24 protein-coding genes are annotated in these 21,231 nt (G+C 69.5%); 12 read left to right on the forward strand and 12 right to left on the reverse strand.

The features are described from left to right. The first annotated feature begins 106 nt into the window (after positions 1–106). From DI276_RS00535 to DI276_RS00555, 5 genes are read left to right on the forward strand one after another with little or no spacing between them, the layout of a single operon-like run. Positions 107–1,678 (forward strand): ABC transporter substrate-binding protein, encoded by a 1,572-nt coding sequence (locus DI276_RS00535; RefSeq protein ID WP_112261251.1) that lies wholly within the window; start codon positions 107–109, stop codon positions 1,676–1,678. Positions 1,679–1,695: 17 nt separating this feature from the next. Then, the gene (locus DI276_RS00540) at positions 1,696–2,649 is read left to right on the forward strand and encodes an ABC transporter permease (RefSeq protein ID WP_232836352.1); all 954 of its coding nucleotides are present in this window, start codon (positions 1,696–1,698) and stop codon (positions 2,647–2,649) included. Next, positions 2,642–3,526 (forward strand): ABC transporter permease, encoded by an 885-nt coding sequence (locus DI276_RS00545; RefSeq protein ID WP_112261252.1) that lies wholly within the window; start codon positions 2,642–2,644, stop codon positions 3,524–3,526. Before DI276_RS00540 ends, DI276_RS00545 begins: the two co-directional genes overlap by 8 nt. Then, positions 3,520–4,422: an ABC transporter ATP-binding protein gene (locus tag DI276_RS00550; protein ID WP_232836353.1), complete on the forward strand. Its 903-nt coding sequence runs from the start codon at positions 3,520–3,522 to the stop codon at positions 4,420–4,422. Before DI276_RS00545 ends, DI276_RS00550 begins: the two co-directional genes overlap by 7 nt. Beyond that, positions 4,404–5,102 carry an ABC transporter ATP-binding protein gene (locus DI276_RS00555; RefSeq protein WP_232836354.1) on the forward strand — a complete coding sequence of 233 codons (699 nt, stop codon included), beginning with the start codon at positions 4,404–4,406 and terminating at the stop codon, positions 5,100–5,102. Before DI276_RS00550 ends, DI276_RS00555 begins: the two co-directional genes overlap by 19 nt. Here DI276_RS00555 and DI276_RS00560 read toward each other — a convergent pair. Genes DI276_RS00560 through DI276_RS00580 form a run of 5 tightly spaced genes read right to left on the reverse strand, consistent with a single transcriptional unit; the run spans position 5,030 to position 8,306 of the window. Continuing rightward, on the reverse strand, positions 5,030–5,419 hold the full coding sequence (locus tag DI276_RS00560; RefSeq protein WP_112261255.1) for a hypothetical protein: 390 nt from the start codon (positions 5,417–5,419) through the stop codon (positions 5,030–5,032). The two genes, DI276_RS00555 and DI276_RS00560, sit on opposite strands and share 73 nt — an antisense overlap. Before the next feature lie 12 nt (positions 5,420–5,431). Continuing rightward, complete coding sequence (locus DI276_RS00565) at positions 5,432–5,956, reverse strand: class F sortase (protein WP_112261256.1); 525 nt, start codon at positions 5,954–5,956, stop codon at positions 5,432–5,434. Next, on the reverse strand, positions 5,956–6,699 hold the full coding sequence (locus tag DI276_RS00570) for a DUF4397 domain-containing protein (protein ID WP_157984436.1): 744 nt from the start codon (positions 6,697–6,699) through the stop codon (positions 5,956–5,958). Before DI276_RS00570 ends, DI276_RS00565 begins: the two co-directional genes overlap by 1 nt. 43 nt (positions 6,700–6,742) lie before the next feature. Continuing rightward, positions 6,743–7,615, reverse strand: a complete 873-nt coding sequence (locus tag DI276_RS00575; RefSeq protein ID WP_232836355.1) for a PfkB family carbohydrate kinase — start codon at positions 7,613–7,615, stop codon at positions 6,743–6,745. A 40-nt stretch (positions 7,616–7,655) separates the two neighbouring features. Then, positions 7,656–8,306: a TetR/AcrR family transcriptional regulator gene (locus DI276_RS00580; RefSeq protein WP_112261258.1), complete on the reverse strand. Its 651-nt coding sequence runs from the start codon at positions 8,304–8,306 to the stop codon at positions 7,656–7,658. Between the two features lie 129 nt (positions 8,307–8,435). Between DI276_RS00580 and DI276_RS00585 the strand changes: the two genes are divergently transcribed. Both DI276_RS00585 and DI276_RS00590 read left to right on the forward strand, forming a co-directional pair. Further along, entirely contained in the window at positions 8,436–9,215 is a 780-nt protein-coding gene (locus DI276_RS00585) for a glucose 1-dehydrogenase (RefSeq protein ID WP_112261259.1), read from the forward strand. Beyond that, positions 9,212–9,688 (forward strand): nitroreductase/quinone reductase family protein, encoded by a 477-nt coding sequence (locus tag DI276_RS00590; protein WP_112261260.1) that lies wholly within the window; start codon positions 9,212–9,214, stop codon positions 9,686–9,688. Before DI276_RS00585 ends, DI276_RS00590 begins: the two co-directional genes overlap by 4 nt. Before the next feature lie 47 nt (positions 9,689–9,735). On the opposite strand, the gene DI276_RS00595 is transcribed toward DI276_RS00590, so the two are convergent. From DI276_RS00595 to DI276_RS51750, 3 genes are all read right to left on the reverse strand, one after another. Beyond that, on the reverse strand, positions 9,736–10,821 hold the full coding sequence (locus DI276_RS00595; protein ID WP_112261261.1) for a glycosyltransferase: 1,086 nt from the start codon (positions 10,819–10,821) through the stop codon (positions 9,736–9,738). Positions 10,822–10,991: 170 nt separating this feature from the next. Beyond that, a complete protein-coding gene (locus DI276_RS51745) occupies positions 10,992–11,390 on the reverse strand; it encodes a hypothetical protein (RefSeq protein ID WP_232836356.1) in 399 nt (132 codons plus the stop codon). 87 nt (positions 11,391–11,477) lie between these two features. Beyond that, a complete protein-coding gene (locus tag DI276_RS51750) occupies positions 11,478–12,338 on the reverse strand; it encodes a hypothetical protein (protein ID WP_232836357.1) in 861 nt (286 codons plus the stop codon). Between the two features lie 4 nt (positions 12,339–12,342). On the opposite strand from DI276_RS51750, the gene DI276_RS51755 reads away from it, so the two are divergent. After that, entirely contained in the window at positions 12,343–13,725 is a 1,383-nt protein-coding gene (locus DI276_RS51755) for an ATP-grasp domain-containing protein (RefSeq protein ID WP_232836358.1), read from the forward strand. On the opposite strand, the gene DI276_RS00610 is transcribed toward DI276_RS51755, so the two are convergent. Both DI276_RS00610 and DI276_RS00615 read right to left on the reverse strand, forming a co-directional pair. Next, positions 13,700–14,449 (reverse strand): hypothetical protein, encoded by a 750-nt coding sequence (locus DI276_RS00610; protein WP_112261264.1) that lies wholly within the window; start codon positions 14,447–14,449, stop codon positions 13,700–13,702. The genes DI276_RS51755 and DI276_RS00610 overlap by 26 nt on opposite strands. A 24-nt stretch (positions 14,450–14,473) precedes the next feature. Continuing rightward, the gene (locus tag DI276_RS00615; RefSeq protein ID WP_232836359.1) at positions 14,474–15,598 is read right to left on the reverse strand and encodes a GAF domain-containing protein; all 1,125 of its coding nucleotides are present in this window, start codon (positions 15,596–15,598) and stop codon (positions 14,474–14,476) included. Between the two features lie 118 nt (positions 15,599–15,716). On the opposite strand from DI276_RS00615, the gene adh reads away from it, so the two are divergent. Genes adh through DI276_RS00630 form a run of 3 tightly spaced genes read left to right on the forward strand, consistent with a single transcriptional unit; the run spans position 15,717 to position 18,461 of the window. Further along, on the forward strand, positions 15,717–17,240 hold the full coding sequence (gene adh, locus DI276_RS00620; RefSeq protein ID WP_112261266.1) for an aldehyde dehydrogenase: 1,524 nt from the start codon (positions 15,717–15,719) through the stop codon (positions 17,238–17,240). After that, complete coding sequence (locus DI276_RS00625; RefSeq protein ID WP_112261267.1) at positions 17,240–17,590, forward strand: DUF779 domain-containing protein; 351 nt, start codon at positions 17,240–17,242, stop codon at positions 17,588–17,590. Before adh ends, DI276_RS00625 begins: the two co-directional genes overlap by 1 nt. A 16-nt stretch (positions 17,591–17,606) precedes the next feature. After that, positions 17,607–18,461, forward strand: coding sequence for a hypothetical protein (locus DI276_RS00630; protein ID WP_112261268.1), 855 nt, complete (start codon positions 17,607–17,609; stop codon positions 18,459–18,461). Here the strand turns inward: DI276_RS00630 and DI276_RS00635 are convergent. Beyond that, positions 18,449–19,030 (reverse strand): acetoacetate decarboxylase family protein, encoded by a 582-nt coding sequence (locus DI276_RS00635; protein WP_112261269.1) that lies wholly within the window; start codon positions 19,028–19,030, stop codon positions 18,449–18,451. The genes DI276_RS00630 and DI276_RS00635 overlap by 13 nt on opposite strands. A gap of 85 nt (positions 19,031–19,115) precedes the next feature. Here DI276_RS00635 and DI276_RS00640 point away from each other — a divergent pair, with 85 nt between their 5' ends. Beyond that, the gene (locus tag DI276_RS00640) at positions 19,116–20,387 is read left to right on the forward strand and encodes an alpha/beta hydrolase (RefSeq protein WP_112261270.1); all 1,272 of its coding nucleotides are present in this window, start codon (positions 19,116–19,118) and stop codon (positions 20,385–20,387) included. On the opposite strand, the gene DI276_RS00645 is transcribed toward DI276_RS00640, so the two are convergent. Then, positions 20,357–21,184 (reverse strand): alpha/beta fold hydrolase, encoded by an 828-nt coding sequence (locus DI276_RS00645; RefSeq protein ID WP_112261706.1) that lies wholly within the window; start codon positions 21,182–21,184, stop codon positions 20,357–20,359. The genes DI276_RS00640 and DI276_RS00645 overlap by 31 nt on opposite strands. Between the last annotated feature and the right edge of the window lie 47 nt (positions 21,185–21,231).

Consider the following 21,231-nt stretch of genomic DNA (forward strand, 5'->3'; position numbering starts at 1 on the left):
AGCCTGGCACGACTGTGACCAACGCGCAGAGGTGCCAGATATTGCTTATTGCAACTTCTTTGCTGTTAGCTGCACGCGGCAAGACGGACACCTGGGGAGGAACTGGATGCGTCGAACGGTCTGCGCGCTGCTGGCGGTCGCCTTGCTGGCCTCGTGCTCATCGCCCGACGGCGCGGCGACGGGATCGGCGACGTCGATCGTCATCGGCGCGGGCAGCGAGCCGGAGAACCTCAACCCGGTGCTCGGCTACGCGCCCGACGGTGCCGCGAAGATCTTCGACGGGCTCGTGTCGCGCGACGCCTCGCTGGCTCTGGTGCCGGCGCTGGCCGCGGAGCTCCCCACCGCCTCCGCGGACGGTCTGACCTGGACCGCGAAGCTGCGCAAGGACGTCATGTTCTCCGACGGCACCCCGGTGACCGCGCAGGACGTCGTGTTCACCTACAAGTCCGTGCTGGACAAGAAGGTGAACTCCACGATCGCCTCGCGGTTCGACGCGGTGAGCGACGTCGTCGCCGTCGACCAGCAGACCGTCGAGTTCAAGCTCTCCTACCCGTACGCACCCTTCGCGCAGCAGCTCGCGCTCGGCATCGTGCCGGCCGCGAAGTTCTCGGGCACGGACGTCAACAGCGCGCCGTTCAACACCGCCCCCGTCGGCACCGGCCCGTACACGGTCGAGTCGTGGCGCAAGGGCGACCGGATGGTGTTGAAGGCCAACGAGAAGTACTGGGGCGGCGCGCCCGCGATCAAGACCGTCACCGTGGTCTTCGTGCCGGACGACAACGCCCGCGCGACCCGCATGGCCGCCGGCGAGTTCGACGGCACGGTGCTGCCGCCCAAGCTGGCCCAGACCTACCGCGACCGGTCGGGCTACCGCGTCGTGCAGAACCCGTCCGCCGACTACCGCGGCCTCGGCATCCCGTCCGAGCTGCCCTTCACCTCCAGCGCCCGGGTGCGGCGCGCGATCAACCTCGGCATCAACCGCCAGGCCATGATCGACGCCGTGCTGGCCGGCTCCGGCAAACCCGCCGCCACACCCGTCTCGCCGCACCTCAAGGACTGGTACGCAGCGGAAGCCACGTTCGCGTACGACGTTTCCGAGGCCGAGAAGCTGCTCGACGAGGCCGGCTGGCGCCAGGGCGCTGACGGCAAGCGCGCGAAGGACGGTCAGCCCGCCCGGCTGCCCGTCCTCTACCCCGCGCCAGATGTGCTGCGCAAGGAGCTCGCCCTGGCCGCGGCCTCCGACATCGCGAAGCTCGGCATCGACGCACCGGTCGAAGCCACGACGTTCGAACTCATGCTGCAACGTCAGAAAGAAGCCGCGGCGATCTGGGGCGGCGGCGACCCGTACGACCCGGACACGGCCGCGTACACGTTGCTGCACTCGCGCTACGCGGGCCAGCCGGGCTACGTGAACATGACGCACTACCGCAACTCCACTGTGGACACCGCGCTGGACACCGGGCGGCGCAGCCTCGACCCGGCGGCCCGCAAGCAGGCCTACGCCGACTTCCAAAAGGCCTACGTCGCCGACCCCGGCTGGGCGTTCCTGGTGTTCCTCGACCACACCTACGTGTTGCGCGACAAGTGGAACGGCCAGCAGACCCAGGTCGAGCCGCACGACCACGGCCTGGTGCACGCCGTGTGGTGGAACCTCGAGCGCTGGACCCCGAAGCAGTGATCCGCGCAATCGGCAGGGTGACCCTGCGCCGCCTCGCCTTCGCCGTCCCGGTGCTGCTCGTCGTCAGCTTCGCCCTGTTCGCCCTGGCCAAGGCTTCGCCGTTCGACCCGGTCGAGCGCTACTTCGGTGTCCGCATCATCGGCGCCTCCCCGGAACGCGTGGCCCAGCTGCGCGCGAACTGGGGTGTCGACGAACCGGTCGTCGCCCAGTACTGGGCCTGGTTGCGGCACGCGGTGACGGGCGATCTCGGCGACTCCCTGTCGTTGCAGCAGCCCGTGTCGGCCGTCATCGGCGACCGTCTCGGGTGGACGGTGCTGCTGGTCTTCGTCGGGTTCACGCTGGCGCTGGTGCTGGGACTGGTGCTGGGCACGCTGGCGGCGTGGCGGCACGGGTCGTGGCCGGACCGGTTGATCACGGGCAGCTGTTACGCGCTGGAAGCCGCGCCGGTGTTCTGGCTGGGGCTCGCGGTGCTGTACGTGTTCGCGTTGCAGCTGCGCTGGTTGCCCGGCGGCGGGGTGACGACCGGCGCCGAGCCGGTGTCCGTCGGCGGCGTGGCCGTGCACATGGTGCTGCCGGTGGCGGTGCTGGCGATCTCCCAGGCGCCGTGGTTCGTGCTGTTCGTGCGGCAGAACCTGCTGGAGTCGTTCACCCAGGACCACGTCATCGGCGCACGCGCACGCGGCCTGCCGGACCGCCTGGTGGTCTCCGGGCACGCGTTGCGCACCTCGTTGTTGCCGTTCCTCACGTTGCTGGGCGCCAGGTTGCCGGAGCTGATCACCGGTGCGCTGCTGGTGGAGACGGTGTTCTCCTGGCCGGGCATCGCACGGGCGACCGTGGAGGCGGCGTTGAACGTCGACTTCGCCCTGCTCGGCGCGCTGACCGTGCTGGCGACCGGGGTCGTACTGCTGGGCAACCTGCTCGCCGACGTCCTGTACGCGCTGGCCGACCCGAGGGTGGCGCTCGATGGCTGACCTGACCTGGCGGCCGGTGCCGCACTCCCGCCTCACCGCGGCCGGCCCACCCCGTTCGTCGCGCCGCCGCTCGGTGATGTCCACGACGGTCCTCGCGGTCATCGCACTGGCCGTCGTGATCGTCCCACTGGTCGTCGACCTCGACCAGCAGTACGTGGACCTCGCGATCGCCAACCGGCCACCATCTTTCGCCCACCTCTTCGGCACCGACGAACTGGGCCGGGACGTGCTGCTCCGCTGCGTCTACGCCCTGCGCGTCTCGCTCACCGTGGGCGTCGTGGCGGCCGTGATCTCGGCCGTGGCCGGCACGGCGGTCGGCGCGCTGGCGGGCTCGATCGGCGGCTGGTTCGACCGGATCCTGATGCGCCTGGTCGACGCCGTCGCCTCCGTCCCGCACCTGTTGCTGGGCATCGTGATCGTCGCGATCCTGCGCCCGAGCCTGACCGCCGTGATCATCTCGATCGCGCTGACCCACTGGCTCACCGCGGCCAGGATCGTGCGCTCGGAGGTGTTGTCGCTGCGCGCCCGGCCGTTCATCGACGCGGCGATCGTCGGCGGCGCGAGCAGGAGCCGTGTGCTGATGAAGCATCTGCTGCCGAACGTCGCCCCGCAGGTGCTGCTGGCGACCACGTTGATGGTGCCGCACGCGGTGTGGCACGAGACGGCGTTGTCGTTCCTGGGCCTGGGTTTGCCCCCGCACGCGGCGAGCATCGGCAACATGATCAACGACGCCCAGCGGTCGCTCCTGTCCGGTGGCTGGTGGATGTCGCTCGCGCCCGGCGCACTGCTGATCATCACGACGCTGGCGGTGTCGGGGCTCAGCGGCGTGTGGCGGGACCGGCTGAACCCCAAGCGGCGCACGGAGCTGACGTGGTGAACCTGGAGATCGACCGGCTGTCGGTGCGGTTCGCGTTGCCAGGCGCGACCGTCAACGCCGTCAGCGACGTGTCGTTGCGGATCCGGCCCGGCGAGTGCGTGGCACTGGTCGGCGAGAGCGGGTGCGGCAAGACCGTGCTGGCCAGCGCCCTGCTCGGCTTCCTGCCGGGCAACGCGGAAACGCGGGGCAGTGCGCGGCTCGGGGACACCGAGCTGCTCACCGCCACCGACCACGAGCTGGCGACGCACGTGCGCGGGCGGCAGATCGGGCTCATCCCGCAGAGTCCGGCGAGCCACCTCACGCCGGTCCGCACGGCGCGCTCACAGCTGGAGGAGGCGGCACGAGTTCTTCAAGGCGACGCGGACGTTGCCGCACAGCGGACCGGCCTGAAGCCCGAGCACCTCGACCGTTATCCGCACGAGCTGTCGGGCGGAATGGCCCAACGGGTGGCCAACGCGCTGGCACTGGTCGGCGAGCCGTGGTTGCTGATCGCGGACGAGCCCACCACGGGCCTGGACCGGGAGCTCGTCGACGGGTTGCTGGACGAGTTCCGCAGGATGGTGGACGACGGGCGCGCCGTGCTGCTGATCACCCACGACCTCGCTGCGGCACAACGGATCGCGGACCGAATCGCGGTGATGTACGCGGGGCGGATCGTGGAGATCGGGCCAGCGGCTGGGGTGCTCGGCGACGCCCGGCACCCGTACAGCCGCGGGCTCGTGGACGCGTTGCCGGATCGGGCGTTCCGGCCGATCCCCGGCCGGCCTCCCCTGCTCACGAACCTGCCGGACGGCTGTGCGTTCGCGCCCCGGTGCGACCAGGCCACCGCGATCTGCGAGGAGCGCCCCGTGCTGACCGACGACCCGCACGCCGTCGCGTGCCACCAGCCGTGCTGACCGCGCAGCACGTCACCGCCGGCTACCGCGACCCGGTGATCACCGACGTCAGCCTCTCCGTCCGGCCGGGGCAGACCGTCGGACTCGCCGGACCGAGCGGATCCGGGAAGTCCACTTTGGCCCGCGTGCTCGCGTTGCTGCACAAGCCTTTCCGCGGCGTGGTCAGCATCGACGGCGAAGCGGTCACGAAGTTCCGGTTCGGTGCGCTCCAACGGACGCGGATCGGCGTGCTGTTCCAGCAGCCGCGGCTCTCGGTCGACCCGCGGTTCACCTTGCGGAGGGCCATCGCGGAACCGTTGCGGGGCAACCAGGAACGGGTCGAGGAGCTGGCGGACGCGGTCATGCTCACCGCGGACCTGCTGGACCGCAGGCCGCACGAGGTCAGCGACGGGCAGCTGCAGCGGGCCTGTCTCGCCAGAGCCCTCGCGCTGCGGCCCCGGTACCTGATCTGCGACGAGATGACCACGATGCTGGACGCCTCGACGACGGCCGCGCTGGTGGGGGTGATCCGCGCCTACCAGGAGGAGACCGGCGCGGGCGTGCTGGCGATCTCGCACGACAGCACGTTGCTCGGCAGATGGGCCGACGAGACGGTCCGGCTTCAGCCTCACCCCGTCTCGGGCACGGGCCAGCGAGACCTCGCCGACGCCCCGACGAGGAACAGCCCGACGACCAGCTGAACGGCCCCGTAGGCGCCTGTCTTCAGGTGCTCCCGCGCCACACCCTCGACGGCTGCCTGCGACACGAGGTACCCGATCCCCAGCGTGGCGACCAGTGTGAGGATCATGCCGAGCCCGCCCAGCCTGAGCTGCAGGATGAAGTCCTTCGTGTACATCTTGCCGCCGCACCAGACGCCGAAGGCGAGCGGACCGGGGATGAGGCCCCACTCGTCGATGTCCCTCGGCGACTGCTCCTGCGCGGCGCCGACGTAGAGGAGCCACGCCCCGAACACCGACGTGAGCACGGCCAAGAACCCGAGCGCGATTCGCTTGACCACGCAGCCCCCGTTTCAGACTTTCAGCACCGCTTCCACGATGACGTTGTTGCGGTAGCTCCCGGCCGCCCGGTCGAAGTCGCCGCCGCACGTCACCAGCCGCAGCTCGGACAACGGCGTCGGCCCGTAGACGACGGCACTCGGGAACGCGGTCTTCTCGGTGGAGTAGGTGTGGTGCACGACGAACGTGAGCTCGCTGCCGTCCTCGCGCTCCACCAGCACCTCGGCGCCCGGTTGCAGCTCGGGCAGCCGGAAGAACACGCCGGGCCCGGTCTTCGAGTCGACGTGACCCGCGATCACGGCAGGTCCGGCGTCACCCGGCGCGACGCCCTTGGCGTACCAGCCGGCCTTGTCCGTGCGGGTCGGCGGTTCGAGCGCCCCGGCGGAGTCGACCTTCAGGGCCTCGAGGGACGTCTCCACGCCGATGGACGGGATCCGCACGGTCACCGGCTCCGGCACCTCGTCGGCACCCGGATCCTTGACGATGTAGATCAGCGCGACGACGATCGCCGCGCCCATCACGAGCTTGGCCTTGCTCATCAGCCGAACCGGAAGAGCCTGCCGCGCACCGAGTACATCGCGATGCCCACGATGAGCGCGATGACCAGCGCGGTGATCCAGTCCCAGCCGCCCGCCATGCCGCCGAAGCCGGTCTCCTGACCGCCGCCGGGGACGACCTCCGCGCCCTTGGCGTCGGTGCGCAGCTCGATGCGGCGGGCGCTCACCAGCAGCGTGTAGACCGCGCCGGGCTCGAGCGTCGCCTCCAGCCGGGTCGAGTCCTTGCCGCGCGGCAGGACCTGCAGCGGGTCGGAGCCGGGCAGCATCACCGCGTAGCCCGTCGTGGTGTTCGCCTGGACGTTGCGGTGCACGAACACGCTGCCGCGCAGGAGGTCCATCTCGGCGTCACCGGCGTTGATCACGCGCAGGCGCGCCTGGCCGTTGGGCGGCAGGGTGACGTCGTCCTCCAGCACCTTCATCGCCGAGGCGATGTCGACGACCGTGTACGCCTTGCCGGCGCCCGCCTGCACCAGCACGGACCTCAGCACCGGCGAACCGGGGTCCGCTCCGGCGGTGCGGAACTCGACGACGTGGTCGCCGGGACCGATGCGGCGGTAGTCGTAGAGCTGGGCGTAGTCGAGGGTGCCGAGCTTGACGCCGTCGAGGGTGGCGTCGACGCGGGCCTGGTCCATCGAGAAGTGGCCGAGGCGCAGGTACGTGCCGGACGCGGCGTGCGCGGGCACGGCCGACAGGAGGAGCAACAGCACGACAGCGAGCACTCGCACGCAGACCTCCCCTCACCGGACGGAACAACGATAACGCGCCTGATCACCGTCGGGTGAGTCCAGTGAGGTCAGGCCGCCCGCCAGGACGCGTGACGGTGTCCCCGGAAGCCTTCACCGCGAGCCGCGCGGCGTCCTGTGGGCCGTCGCCACGCGCGAGAGCGAAGGTCAACGCCGCCACGAACGCGTCGCCGCCTCCGGTCGTGTCGACCACTTCCACGTCCCCCAGTGGCACCACCAGTTCACCGTCGTCCCACACGAACACGTTGCCGACGTCGTCCACGGCGAACGCGACGAATCCGGGTCCGTGTTCCATCACCTCACGCGCCGCGCCGATCGCGTCGTCGGCGCTGGTGATCTTCCGGCCGGACAGCAGCTCGGCCTCCTGGTGGTCGGCCCGCACGACGTCCGCGCACGCCAGCAGTTCGTCTCGCAGCCGTTCCGGGGACCCGTCGAGGACCACCCGCCCCTCGGCCGCCCGTGCCGCCTTCAACGCGACCTCCGGCGGTTGCTGCAGTTGTAGAACGACGGCGCCAGCGCCGGCGACGATGTCCGGCGTCATGTCTGACTCTCTGAGCAGCACGCCGTCCGGGAGATCTTCGAGGTAACGCCAGCCGTCGGCCACGACGTTGACGATCAGGCCGGTCGCGCAGCCCTGCCGCCGCACGACCGCCTCGGTGGCGATCCCGTCCGCGGCCGCCCGCGCGATCAGCCGTTCGCCGACGTCGTCGTCCCCGACCACGCCCACGAGCCGCACCGGCGCACCCAGCTGGGCCAGGCCGACCGCGATGTTCGCGCCCTTGCCGCCGAGCATCTCGCGGCGCTCCCGCACCGGCGCCGTGCCACCGGGACCTGGCACCTCGTCCACGACGAGGACCAGGTCCCGCGCTATCTGCCCCACCACGACGATCTCGTCCACGGCGGAGGGCTACCCGGTTCGCCTCAGATGAAGTCCCAGTTCACCTCGACCCGGCCTGCGACGACCCCGGTCCAGTCGCGGCGTACCGGGCGGCCATGGTGCGGACGGCCTCGTCGACCACCTGAGCGACGCGTTCGGCGCTCACCTCCCAGCCCGGCACCAGGAGTGTCGGCCAGAAGAGGTAGTTGGAGATCATGCCCAGGAACTGGGTGGCTGCGAGATCCACGTCGTCGACCCGCACCGTTCCCGCCTCGTGCTCGGCCAGCAGGTAGCCGCGTACGGACTCGAAGTAGGGCATCTTCCCGTGCGTGAACTGCGCATTGGCGAGTTCGGGGAATCGCGGCAGCTCGGCGATGACGATGCGGAAGAGGTCGGTCATCTGGGCACGGCCCAGCAGCTCGGCGTAGCGGCGACCGATGATGCCGAGCCCGTCGACGATGTTGCCCGCCGGCGGAGGAGCCTCGTCGTCAGCGGTTGACCATGACTCGGTGACCATGGCGTCGAACAGGGCGGCTTTGCTCGGAAACTGCTTGAACAAGGTGGCCCGCGAAACGCCCGAGCGCTCTGCGATCCGCGCCAGCGACGTCCGGTCGTAGCCCAGCTCCAGGAACAGCGCGGTCGCGGCCGTCAAGATCAGCGCGCGCTTCTCCTGGGCGATGCGCTGGTGATACGTCGTCACGACCCTGCTCATGGGCCGAGCATACGAGATGAGTGGCTTGACTCACCACTGCCGTCGACCTAGTGTCGAGGTGGTGAGTCGCTCGGCTCACCACTGGCCGCCGTTCATCGGTCAGTCACCCGGGTACCGAAGGAACATCTGATGCCCCGCTTCGACGACCAGACCGTGCTCGTGACCGGCGGGTCCGGTGGCCAGGGCTCGAGCCACGTGCGCGCCTTTCACGCGGAAGGAGCGAACGTGGTGATCGGCGACATCGACGCCGAACGCGGCGCCGCTCTCGCCGACGAGCTCGGGACCCGCGCTCGCTTCACCCACCTCGACGTCACCGACGAGAGCTCGTGGTCCGCCGCTGTGCTGACCGCCGAGAACGCCTTCGGCGCCCTGAACGTGCTCGTCAACAACGCGGGCGTGCAGAACCCGCCGGCGCCGATCGAGAAGACGGACCAAGCCACGTGGTCGCGCATCCTCGACATCAACCTCACCGGAACCTTCCTCGGCATCAAGGTCGCCGCCCCCGCTCTGCGCCGCGCAGCAGGGGGAGCCATCGTCAACATCGCCTCGACCATGGGCCTGGGCGGTACGGCGCACTACGCGCCGTACGTCGCCAGTAAGTGGGCCGTGCGAGGTCTCACCCAAACCGCAGCGCTCGAGCTCGGCCGCGACCACATCCGTGTGAACACCATCCATCCCGGCGTGATCGCGACCTCTTTCATCAATGAACCAGCAGCCGGCGCCACTGCGGCAATCGCCGACTTCTACTCACCCGAGCCGTTCGCCATCCCCCGGCTCGGAGAGCCGGCCGACGTCACCCGGCTTCTCCTGTTCCTCACGTCATCAGACGCGTCGTTCATCACGGGGTCGGAGTACGTCATCGACGGTGGACTCCTCCTCGGGCCCGCCCTTCAGCCCGAAACCGCATGAGCACCCCGGACACGACCGAGTCGAACGACCCCGCACGGGACGCGTCGTTGTCGCACCTGCCCGATCACATCCGGCGAGCCATCGAGATCACCCCCGCCGCGGGCACCAGGGACCGGATCATCGACATCACGACGCTGGGGCGCCGCACCGGCCGGCCACATCGCATCGAGATCTTCTTCTACCGAGCCGCCGGCGCCACTTACCTGTGCAGCGGCGCCGGCGGTGCCGCGACCGACTGGCATGCGAACCTTCTCGCCAATCCCACCTTCACCTTCCACCTCAAGAACGGGATCCGCGCAGATCTGCCTGCGCGGGCCACGCCGGTCACCGACCCGGCTGAACGTCAGGCCGTGCTGGCGGAGATCGTCGCGGATCTCAACCAGCCCCACGACCCCGGCACCATCCGGCCGACTCGGCTCGAAGACTGGGCCGACAGCCGGCTGATGCGCATCAGCTTCCGTCATCGGCCGTGACCGGGAGGCGTACACGCGGGACAAGGCGGAGTTCGCCGAGCGGGTCCTCAGCCGACCAGGCCCTCCAGCCGCCGCGCCACCGACGAGGCATCGGGCATCTGAGCGATCTCCGCGGCCACCTCGCGGGCCGCCGCCAGCAAGCAGGAATCCGTGAGCAGCCGGGAGATCAGCGAGGGCGAGACGTCCACGCCGCGAGCCGAGACACCAGCCCCGCGCGAGTCGACCGCCGCAGCCGTGGCGAACCGGTCGGAGCCGTCGGGCAGCACCAGTTGCGGCACCCCGCGGGCCAGAGCTGCCAGCGCGGTGCCGGAACCGCCGTGGTGGATCACCGCGTCGGAGGTGCGGACCAGCGCGTCCCACGGCACCCAGCCGCACGCCGTCACGTTGGGCGGCAAGCCACCCAGCGAGCTGATGTCCAGGTCTCCCATGACCAGCACGAACTCGGCCGGGACGGAGGCGGCCGCGGTCACCACGCGGTCCAGGGTCGAGAGGCCGCCCACCTCCGGCGGCACGGTTCCCAGCGTCACGGCGACGCGTGGGCCGGAACGCGGAGGCACCACGCCGGTTCCGGTGTAGGCGCCGGGACGCAGGGGCCAGCCGCGGGAGAGGCCGCCGACCATTGACGGTGGCGCGACGTCCAGGGACAGGACCTCGCCCATCGGCACCGTCATGTGCTTGGTCATGACGGTGTGCAGCGGCGCGATGTCGGTGAAGCCGAGGTCGTGGCGCACGGCCGGCACGCCGAGCAAGGTCGCGGCATAAGCGGCTGCGGGGAACAGGTAGTCGTAGACGACCACGTCCGGGCGCCACGACGAGGCGAAGGCCGCCATGCTCTCGGCCACCAGATCGTTGACCAGGGCGGCCAGGGCGACGAAGGCCTCGCGGTCCGCCGAGTTGGTCTCGACGGTGCGGGCCAGTTCGGCGGGCAGCCGGGCGGCACCGAGCGAGCGGATCGTGCTGCGCCAGTCGACGCCCGGTGCCGGGCAGGCGAACGGCAGGTCAGCCGCCAGGGACTCGGCGCCGTCCAGGGAGACGACGACGACCTCGTGGCCGGCGCGGCGCAGGGTCTGGGCGAGCGGGATCAACGGGAAGAGATGGCCGGCGGCGGGAACACCGCCGAACAAGACGCGCATGACAGGGATTGTCACTTCTTGACCAGGACGGGACAAGGAAAGTAGCCAGCTGAGACGTGCTGGCCGCAAACCACGCGAAGCCGGTATCTTTCGGCGCGTGCAGGAACCCGCACTGGTCGGCGAACGGCTCACCCTACGGCATTCACGCAACTGTCCGGAACATTGGGCGGCTATCGATTCGTAAACTCGTGCTCGACCGGGAGACCGGACTGATCCACTTCCTGGACAGCCGAGAGAACCTCTTTCACGTCAAGTACGTCGCGGCCCACATCCTGCACCTGCCGGCCGGCGAGCTGGAACGCCGGCTCGATGAGCTGACCCACGAGGTCTACCAGCGGAAAGACCGGCGGTTCTGCCTCGGCACCCTGGCGTCGCACCAGCAGAAGTTCTTCTCGCTCGAGACGGTCGAGGCGGACACGATGACCGCCGAAATGCTCAGGCACTTCTACGACGAGGTGCGCGCAAACGTCGACCGAAGCGTGCCGATCCTGCTGAAGTCGGCCAATCACCTGCAGGAAAGCCACGTCGCGAACATTCCCACAGACGAGCTGCCGCGCATCTTCAGTCATGAGCTGTTCTCAAGTAATGCGTTCGTACCGCTCAACCCCGGAACAGCCGAAGGAACGCTCAGAATCTTCCGGACAGCCGAGGAATACTCACAAAGTCGGCTCGCCTGGCACGACATCATCGTCATGGCCAAGGTGCCGGATGACATTTCGCGCTTGACAGGGGTTGTCAACGCCGAGCACATCACGCCGCTGTCGCACATGAACGTCCTGGCGAGCGGCTGGGGCGTCCCGAACGCCATCCAGCTCGGCGCGCTCGACACGCTCGCCCACCTCAACGGCCGCTGGGTCCGCTACACCGTCGACCCGAACGCCACGGAGATCGGCATCGAGCCGATCGAGCAGCCCCGCACCGACAAACCGGCCTGGCTCGCCACCCGCGTCACGATGGACGAGCCGGACCTGGGCAAGGACCAGATCGCCAACCTGGAAGACCTCAGGTGGCGCGACAGCACCCGGTACGGCACGAAAGCCGCGAACCTCGGCGAGCTCAACGAGGTCGCCAGGAACGGGTCGTCCCGCTGGCTCGGCTTCTACCGCATCCCGCGGCCACCGCGCGAGAACCTCCTGCCCTACCTCCACCGGCTGCTCGGCACCGACGACCTCGACGAGGGTGCGAAAGCGCTGTTCCGGCAGCACATCCGCATCCCGCGCGGCATCGCGCTGCCGTTCTCGCTGCACCAGCGGTTCCTGGAGGCGAGCCCGCGCATCCAGCAGGCCATCGGCAAGCTCAAGCTCGCCCTCGAGCTCGACGCCGGGCAGACCGACGCCCAGTGCGTCGAGCTCCAGCACCTCATCCGCGGCGCGAAGTTCCCGGACGCGCTGTTGCACGAGATCGACGAGGCGATCATCAAGAACCTCACCGGCGTCCGCACGTTCGTCGTCCGCAGCTCGTCCAACGCCGAGGACCGTCGAGTCGCTGATCGACCGGGCGGTGTGAGCGCTGGTCATCTTCGTGCTCGGCGGCTACCTGGCCCGCGGCGCCATGACCGAGTTCCTGGTCCACGCGGCGACCGCCACAGTGCTGCTGATGGTCGTCGCGGCCAAGGGCGAGCTGCACGTCCTGGCGCTCATGCCGGTACCCGAAGCAGCGCAACAGTTCTGCACCGGCATAGTCGACGCCCAGGACGCGCCGCGCGGCGAAGAACTGGTGGAGTTCGTGGCGCAGCACGCGAAAGCCGTCGGCGCGGACGCGATCCTCTCGCTGTCCGAGTTCGCCGTGCTGCTCGTCGCCCACGTCGCGGACCGCCTCGGTCTCGCCGGCGCGGGCCCGAACCTGGTGCGGGCCCGCGACAAACGCCTGATGCGAGAGACCTGGCAGCAAGCAGGTGTGCCCGTTCCGCGCTTCCGCCGCGTCGAGTCCGAAGTGGACCTCCGCACCGCCCTGAGCGAGCTGACTCCGCCGGTGCTCCTCAAACCGGCCTGGGGCGCGGGTTCAGTGGCACGACTGATCCTCCACGCGCACACCGACGTGCGAGAAACATGGGCCGAGGTCGCGGAAGCCCTCGAACTCGGCAGCCGGGTCGGCATGAACGAGCTGCACGCCCAGGACACCGACGGCGACCTGCTCGTCGAGGAGATCTTCCGCGGCACCACCGAAGGCTGGTACCCCGCCAGTGACATCAACGGAGCCGGGCACGGTGACTACGTGAGCGTCGAGGGAATCGTCGCGAACGGCGTCTACCACCCGCTCTGCCTCACCGCCAGGCTCCCCGCGATCCCGCCGTTCACCGAGGTGGCCAGCACCGCCCCGTGCACGCTGCCCGACCACCTCCAGCGCCGCATCGAGGAGGTCTCCCGGGACGCTGTGAACGCGCTGCAGCTCGGCACCTGCGGCACCCACACCGAGGTCAAACTGGGCGCCAACGGCACGCTCACGCTGATCGAGACCGGCGCCAGGTTCGGCGGCGTGATGATCACCAGGGAGATCGAGGAGGTCTTCGGCATCGACCCGATCGGCATGCTCGTCGACGAGTTCCTCGGCCATGAGGTCTGCTACCCCGCCCAGATGCTCACCACCGCGGGCCGGGCGGCCGCCTCGGTGGCGGTCATCCCGACGAACGCGGCAGGCGAGCCCTGGACCACACAACCGTTGTGGCGCCCCGACGACGTCGACTGGAGCACCATCGTCACACCAGGCACGAGGCTCGAAGAGGTCCCGGCCTTCTCGATGCCGAAGAACCACCCCGTCCCGGTCTACGACCCCAGCGGCGGCTCGCGGAACTGGCTGGGCCTGTTCGTGGTCACCGCACCGGACGCCCGCCAGCTGCACCGCGACTGCCACGCGATCCTGAACGGCCTGGAAGCAGGGCTCAACTCGGTGCGTGCCGATCGGTGACGTCCAGCCCGTCCGGCAGCACCGCGAACAGGTCCACCGGCGTCCGCAGGGACACCATCTCGGTGCGGTGCAAGCGTTTCAGCTGATCGCGGGCAACCGAGACCTGCTGGCTGGGCGCGGACAGCACGAGCACGGGAACCGCGCCGAGCGCGACGTGCCCGCCGACGCGCTCGGCGTTGCCGCGCCCGAACTTGAGCACTTTCCCGTACCGCACCAGGTAGAGCAGGTTCTCCTCGCCGCGCGAGTGCTTGAGCTGCGCCACCTCGCCGGTCTCGGTGTTGCTCCCCCACGTCCCGTGCGACTTCGTCAGCCACCGGAACGCGGTCCACGGCAACCCGTGCAGGTCCGTCGCGAGCACGGTCCAGCCCGGCTGGAAGTACTTCGCCAGCCGGATCTTCACGGTCGTCGCGGCGATGAGCTCCGAGTTCTCCCGCCAGGAACCCGGAAGCTCCAGCCGGCGCGCGATCTTCTGCACGGCCGGGTCCGGCACGGACCTGTCGTCGAGGCACACGAGGCACCGCGTCCGCCAGCCGACGCCGCACGAGCGGGCGACCCCGCACCAGCCGCACTGGTAGATCTGCACGTCCGCGCCACCGGGCCGGTCGTGCACGAGCTTCATCTGGTCCGACACGACCTGCAGGCACGGCGCGCACAAGGCGCACCACGCGACCTCGGTGACCTCTTTGCGCGGCAACCGGGTCATGCAGTTGATGCACTGCTTCACTTTCGCCCTCCCCCGCAGGGAAGCCTATTCCAGCGCCCTTCGCAGGCGCGAGGAGACAAGAGCGTGACGAGGATCGGTGGCCGGAAGCATCAGGTGCAGCCGTTCGAGCACCTCGGCGTCCTCCGCGCTGTCCGCGAACGACAGCAGCGAGTCGACGTCTCCGGCGTCCAGCACCCGTCTGCGCACCGCGGCCGCGAGGTCCGCTCGTTCTTCTCGCACAACGGGTGCGTCCGAACGGGGCAGGAGCTCGCCGCCGTAGTGGCGAGTGGCTCGGCGGGCGTCGCCTGACCGCAGCGCGTTGCGCACGTCCAGGAAATCGCCCTGCACCACCGCGTCCAGCCGGTACGGCCTGGTGAGCAGCACTCCACCGAGCTGTGCCCGCAACCTGTGCAGCTCAGCCCGGACCGTGGTCGGGTTCCCACGTTCACCATAGAGCAACAATGCAAGTTGTTCCGCAGTGAGTCCCTTGGGGTGCAACGCGAGCGCGGTCAGCACCTCCGCGTTGCGCAACGTCAGGACCAGCGGCCGCCCGTCCAGGTCCGCGTGCAGACCGCCCAGGAAGTTCAACGTCAGCACGTGCCCGCGCGGCACGAAGTGCTGCTGCAGATGGTGCTCGGCCAACTGCGCCGCCGCCGACACCAGCTGTACGACGGCCGGGTGCATGGTCTTCAACGGCCCGCTCACGTCGACCACGCCCAGCAGCAACCCGCTGTGGGGGTCGTGGATCGGGCTCGCCGCGCACGTCCAGCCGTGATAGGTCCGCACGAGGTGCTCACGCGAGTGCACGGTCACCGGCTTCCCGGTCGCCAGCGCCGTCCCCATCGCGTTGGTGCCGATGACGTCCTCGCTCCAGCGCGACCCCTCGGTGAGGTGGACGCGTTCGGCGCGGTGCCGCACCCGGTTGTCGCCCTCGCACCACAGGACGTGCCCGCGGGTGTCGGTGACGATCATGATCGTGTCGTCCATCGACAGCGTGTGCTTGAGCAGCGGCACAGTCGTCGCGAGCGGGTGCGTGCCGCGCAGGTCCACGATCTCGTCGGGTGCGTACACGACCGGCGCCTCGTGCCGGTCCGGGTCGACGCGCGCGGCGAGGGACCGCCGCCACGACTCGGCGATCACCGGCCGAGTTGCTTCGCCGAGGTCCCTCACCCCTCCAGGATGACGGGCCTTCTGCCCCAAGCCGTTACTCCTTTCGGATGCAACGTGCGTGAAACGTTGCACTACCTAGCGTCGCCGCACAGTTCGCAACGATGCGGGAGGCGGGACGATGGTCCAGTACGCGGCTCCAGGACAACCCGGCAGTGTGGTCACGTACCGCGACCGGTACGACCACTTCATCGGCGGCGAGTACGTACCGCCCGCCAAGGGCGAGTACTTCGCCAACCCCACCCCGGTCACCGGCGCGGAGTTCACCGAGATCGCCCGCGGCACCGCCGAGGACGTCGAACTCGCTCTGGACGCCGCGCACGGCGCCGCCCGCGCGTGGGGCAAGACGTCGGTGGCCGACCGTGCGAACGTGCTGAACAAGATCGCCGACCGCATCGAGGCCAACCTGGAGGCGCTGGCCGTCGCGGAGACGTGGGAGAACGGCAAGCCGATCCGCGAGACGCTCGCCGCCGACCTGCCGCTCGCGGTCGACCACTTCCGCTACTTCGCGGGCGTGATCCGCGCCCAGGAGGGCGGCATCTCGCAGATCGACGAGGACCTGGTCGCCTACCACTTCCAGGAGCCGCTCGGCGTCGTCGGCCAGATCATCCCGTGGAACTTCCCGATCCTGATGGCGGTCTGGAAGCTCGCGCCGGCACTGGCCGCCGGCAACGCGGTGGTGCTGAAGCCCGCCGAGCAGACCCCGGCGTCGATCCACGTGCTGATGGAGCTCATCGCGGACCTGCTCCCACCGGGCGTCGTGAACGTGGTCAACGGTTTCGGCGTCGAGGCCGGCAAGCCGCTCGCGTCGTCGCGGCGCGTGGCGAAGGTGGCGTTCACCGGCGAGACGACCACCGGCCGGCTGATCATGCAGTACGCCAGCGAGAACATCATCCCGGTGACCCTGGAGCTCGGCGGCAAGTCGCCGAACGTGTTCTTCGCCGACGTGGCTTCGGAACGAGATGCCTTCTACGACAAGGCTCTCGAAGGCTTCACGATGTTCGCACTGAACCAGGGCGAGGTCTGCACGTGCCCGTCGCGCGCGCTGATCCAGTCGTCGATCTACTCGGACTTCCTGAGCGACGCGGTTTCGCGAACTCGTGCGGTGAAGCAGGGCCACCCGCTCGACACCGAGACGATGATCGGCGCGCAGGCGTCCAACGACCAACTCGAGAAGATCCTGTCGTACATCGACATCGGCAAACAGGAAGGCGCCCGCGTGCTCACCGGCGGCGAGCGCGCGGACCTCGGCGGCGAACTGTCCGGCGGCTACTACGTGACGCCGACGGTCTTCGAGGGCGACAACAAGATGCGGATCTTCCAGGAGGAGATCTTCGGCCCGGTCGTCGCCGTGACGTCCTTCGACTCCTACGACGACGCCTTGAAGATCTCGAACGACACCCTCTACGGCCTGGGCGCCGGCGTCTGGTCCCGCGACGGCTCGGTCGCCTACCGCGCGGGCCGCGACATCCAGGCGGGCCGCGTGTGGGTGAACAACTACCATGCCTACCCGGCGCACGCGGCGTTCGGCGGCTACAAGCAGTCCGGCATCGGCCGCGAGAACCACCGCGTGATGCTCGACCACTACCAGCAGACCAAGAACCTGCTCGTCAGCTACTCCCCGAACGCCCTGGGCTTCTTCTGATGGCCCGCGTGGCACTGACCCCGGAGGCGGCGGAGTTGCTCCGCCGCCTCCGGGCCTCCCACGGCGACCTGATGTTCCACCAGTCCGGCGGCTGCTGCGACGGTTCCGCGCCGATGTGCTACCCGGCCGGGGAGTTCCGGACCGGAACGTCCGACGTGCATCTCGGGGATTTGGAGGTCGACTCGTTCGTCGTTCCCGTGTGGATGTCCGCGGCGCAGTTCGAGTACTGGAGCCACACGCACCTGACGATCGACGTGGTGCCTGGGCGTGGGAGCGGTTTCTCCTTGGAGGCGCCACTTGGAATGCGGTTTTTGGTGCGTTCACGGCTGCTCGAAGTCGGGGATCACTAGGCTCTAGCATCTGCGCATGACCGTCCAATGCGGATGCTGCGGAGCCGAGATCTCGTCGACGAAGCGCATCGACTACCGGTTGAACCGCCCGGAGCCGCTGATCGGCGTGCCCGCGGAGCAGCTCGGCGCCCCGACCGGCGGGCTGCTGGTCGGACCGGACGGCGCGTCGTACCTCCGTTGCCTGCTGCCCGTTCGGCTGACCGGAGGAACGGAGCTGGTGTTCGGCGCCTGGATGCGGATCAGCAAAGTCGACGCGATGTACGCGCACGCGGTCTGGGACAACGACTCCGAGTACGCGAACTTCCGCGTGTCCGGCACGTTCGCGAACTTCATCAGGCCGTGGGACCTGCTCGGCACACCGGTGGAGGCGGCGGTGCTGAACGCCGACGAGCTGCCGTACTACACCTCGCACCCGTTGCTGGAGCGGGAATGGGACCGCGACGAGGTGCTGAGCTGCATCCGGCAGCCGCTGCCGATCCCCGTCCGCGAGACGCTGGCCGAGGTCTGGACCGTCGAGCGGACCGCGGGAATGCGCTGCGTGGTCGAAGGCCGCACCGTGTGCTTCACGGCCCCCGACCGCTGGGTGGGCCTCGACGTCTACGCCGACCGCTCGGGCGGCAGCGTGAGCGACTTCCTCGGCGCGGTGCTGGAGGGCTACCCGGCGAGCGCCGAGCACTCCGTCTCGCACGACGGCCAGGAACTGCGGCACGCGTTCTGGCTCAGCGAAGTCATCGACGGCCACGAGGAGCAGGTGTTCCACGGGCACGTCGTCCGGCCCGGCACCATGCTGTCCGTGCGCATCGTCCACCGCTTCCCCGCCGACCGGGCGTGGGCGCAGCACGTGCTCAACAGCGTGCGTTATGTGGGCTGACCGAACGTCAGCCGCATGTCGTTGATCGCGAAGCTGACGAGCGGTGTGCGCCCGGTCAGGTAGCCGAGCGGGCCGTTCGCGGGGAACATCCAGGCCGCCCTGGTCAGCCGGAGCCGCCCGGACATGACGGCCCTGGCGCGCACGTCCCGGCCGTCCAGGCGTTGCGCGGTCGGGCCGGCGAGCGTCCACCGGCCGGGCAGCGGCACGCCGGTGGTCATCGCGACGGCCGCGATCGACGAGCCCTCGCCGAACCTCGCGAGCTGTTTCGGGATCGCCCACAGCTCGCGGCCGCCCTGCCTCGACGCCTCGCTGTCGACCCAGATCTGCGGCACGCACACGGCTGTCTTGTGCTGGTCCCGCACCGCCGTGGCCACGAGCAGCTCTTCGTAGGTGAGGACGCTGCCCGGTTCGTAGGACACGAACGCCACCGCGACGAAAGCGTTGCCCGCCAACGTGATCACGCGCGCGCCCGCGGGCAGGTGCTCGGTCGGCACCAGCTTTCGCGGCACTCGGAAGACGGAGAGCACGAGGGAGCCCTGCAGGTGCCACGGCTCAGGCGGGTAACGCATGGACCGACCGTACCGAACGTCAGGGAAATCCCAAGTTTGCCCACGTGACCTGGACCACTAGTAGAGCCGGGCTCACGATTCCGCCATGAACGTCCTGCTGGCATTCGCACTGGCCGCGAGCGTTACGACGCCCACGCACCTGCCGCCGACGGCGCCGTGCCCGGAGAAGGTTCCCGCCGGCACCACGTGTTACGAGGGCCGGGACGCCAATGGCGCCTACTACACGATCGCCGTGCCGAAGAAGTGGAACAAGACGCTGGTCGTCCACTCGCACGGCGGCCCTGACCTGGGCGACCCCACGCCCGAACGCACGCGGGACGACCTGAACCGCTGGGCCGTCATGGTCAAGGAGGGCTACGCCTGGGCGGGCACGTCGTACCGGCGCGGCGGCTACGGCACTCGGATGGCGGCGGAGGACACGGACAACCTGCGCAGGATGGTCAGCGCGATGTTCAAGCCGCACAAGGTCTACCTCCACGGCCAGTCGTGGGGCGGCAACGTCGCGGCCAAGACCATCGAGCTCTACCGTGGCTACGACGCGGCCCTGCTGACCAGCGGCGTCCTGGCCGGCGGCTCGCGCGGCTACGACTACCGCGTCGACCTGCGCGTGGTCTACCAGTACTACTGCGGCAACCACCCGCGCCCGTCCGAGGTGCAGTACCCGCTGTGGCAGGGCCTGCGTCCCGGCTCGACCATGACGACGGCCGGTCTGCGCAGCCGCATCGAGGAATGCGTCGGTGTCGCCGGCAGTCGCACGCCTGAGCAGCAGCAGAAGCTCACCGACATCCTCGCGGTCACCAAGATCCCCGAGGAGACGCTGAACTCGCACCTGAACTTCGCGACGTTCACGTTCCGCGACATCGTGCACAACCGCCTGGGCGACCGGAACCCGTGGAGCAACGCCGGTGTCGTCTACAAAGGCTCGCACGACGACGCTGCCCTGAACGCCGGCGTCGAACGGTTCGCCGCGGACCCCGCCGCCCGCGCCGAGCTGGCCTACGACAGCGACCTCACCGGCAAGATCGACATCCCGGTCCTGACGGTGCACGCGATCGGCGACCCCACGGCGTTCGTCGAGCACGAGTCGGCCTACCGCGACACCGTGCTGAAGGCCGGGCGGTGGTGGAACCTCGTGCAGACGTTCACGAACGAGGCCACGCACTCCGCGTTCAGCGACGCCGAGTACGCCGCGGCCATGCAGTCGTTGGCGGCGTGGGAGAAGTTCGGGCTGCGGTCCAACCCCTACCTGATCGCGGCCAGCTGCCCCGTGCACGACCGCACGTACGGCACGGGTTGCTTCTTCAACCCCGGCTACCGGCCCGCACCTTACGAGTCACGGGTGCTGCCGAGGACCTGACGCCGCACGAGTTCGAGCACCGGGCCGGGCGTGTCGAGCTGCACGAGGTGCCCGGCTTCGGGTACTTGGTGCAGCTCGGCCCCCGGGATCGCGGCGGCCAGCTGCACACCCCTGGCGGGCGGGATCCACTCGTCGTCCATGCCCCAGCACACGGTCACCGGGATCTCGATCTCGCCGTACCTGGGCTCGATCTCGTCGGTGTAGCGCTGGTCGGCCTGCGCGATCTGCCGGTAGAACGCCGGCTGCCCCGCCGCGCCGGTCCACGGCGACACCAGCCCGTCGAGCACGTCGGGGGCGATCCCCGGACTGCTGGCCGAGCGCACGTACTCCCGCACCAACGCCTCGTGCAGGTTGCCCGGCAACCGTTCGAAGACCGCGGCGTGCTCCTGCACCAGCCGGAAGAACGGCGACCCCCACGGCGCCACAGCAACCGGGTCGAGCAACCCGAGCGCGGCGTACTCGGCTCCGTGCAACAGATGTGCGCGCAGGGCGACCGCGCCACCGAAGTCGTGGGCCACGACGTGCGGCCTGGCCAGACCCCACTCGGCCAGCAGATCAGCGAAGATCTTTGCTTGAGCGCGTAACGAGACGTCCTGCCCCTGTTTCATCTCGGAACGGCCGTACCCGAGCATGTCCCACACGAACACCTCGTGGTCTTCGGCCAGGTCGGTGGCGATGTTCTGCCACACCAACGAACTGAACGGCGTGCCGTGCAGCAGCACCACCGGCCGTCCCGCGCCGATCCTGGCCCAGCGCACCACACCGTCCGGGGTGACGAACTCCTCGTTCAGATCCATGGATTCGACGTTACCCAAGATCTTGACCTCCACCTTGGTCGAGGTAC

The organism is Lentzea terrae (genome assembly GCF_003265345.1).
In the GTDB taxonomy this organism is placed as follows: Bacteria; Actinomycetota; Actinomycetes; order Mycobacteriales; family Pseudonocardiaceae; genus Lentzea; species Lentzea terrae.

Excerpts from the sequence above, each read along its gene's own strand:
- DI276_RS51750 (WP_232836357.1), bottom strand. The coding sequence starts at position 12,338 with ATGACCAGCGCTCACACCGCCCGGTCGATCAGCGACTCGACGGTCCTC.
- DI276_RS00535 (WP_112261251.1), top strand. The coding sequence starts at position 107 with ATGCGTCGAACGGTCTGCGCGCTGCTGGCGGTCGCCTTGCTGGCCTCG.
- DI276_RS00590 (WP_112261260.1), top strand. The coding sequence starts at position 9,212 with ATGAGCACCCCGGACACGACCGAGTCGAACGACCCCGCACGGGACGCG.
- DI276_RS00645 (WP_112261706.1), bottom strand. The coding sequence starts at position 21,184 with ATGGATCTGAACGAGGAGTTCGTCACCCCGGACGGTGTGGTGCGCTGG.
- adh (WP_112261266.1), top strand. The coding sequence starts at position 15,717 with ATGGTCCAGTACGCGGCTCCAGGACAACCCGGCAGTGTGGTCACGTAC.
- DI276_RS00630 (WP_112261268.1), top strand. The coding sequence starts at position 17,607 with ATGACCGTCCAATGCGGATGCTGCGGAGCCGAGATCTCGTCGACGAAG.
- DI276_RS51745 (WP_232836356.1), bottom strand. The coding sequence starts at position 11,390 with ATGACTGAAGATGCGCGGCAGCTCGTCTGTGGGAATGTTCGCGACGTG.
- DI276_RS00565 (WP_112261256.1), bottom strand. The coding sequence starts at position 5,956 with ATGAGCAAGGCCAAGCTCGTGATGGGCGCGGCGATCGTCGTCGCGCTG.
- DI276_RS00635 (WP_112261269.1), bottom strand. The coding sequence starts at position 19,030 with ATGCGTTACCCGCCTGAGCCGTGGCACCTGCAGGGCTCCCTCGTGCTC.
- DI276_RS00585 (WP_112261259.1), top strand. The coding sequence starts at position 8,436 with ATGCCCCGCTTCGACGACCAGACCGTGCTCGTGACCGGCGGGTCCGGT.
- DI276_RS00595 (WP_112261261.1), bottom strand. The coding sequence starts at position 10,821 with ATGCGCGTCTTGTTCGGCGGTGTTCCCGCCGCCGGCCATCTCTTCCCG.
- DI276_RS00640 (WP_112261270.1), top strand. The coding sequence starts at position 19,116 with ATGAACGTCCTGCTGGCATTCGCACTGGCCGCGAGCGTTACGACGCCC.
- DI276_RS00580 (WP_112261258.1), bottom strand. The coding sequence starts at position 8,306 with ATGAGCAGGGTCGTGACGACGTATCACCAGCGCATCGCCCAGGAGAAG.
- DI276_RS00545 (WP_112261252.1), top strand. The coding sequence starts at position 2,642 with ATGGCTGACCTGACCTGGCGGCCGGTGCCGCACTCCCGCCTCACCGCG.
- DI276_RS00625 (WP_112261267.1), top strand. The coding sequence starts at position 17,240 with ATGGCCCGCGTGGCACTGACCCCGGAGGCGGCGGAGTTGCTCCGCCGC.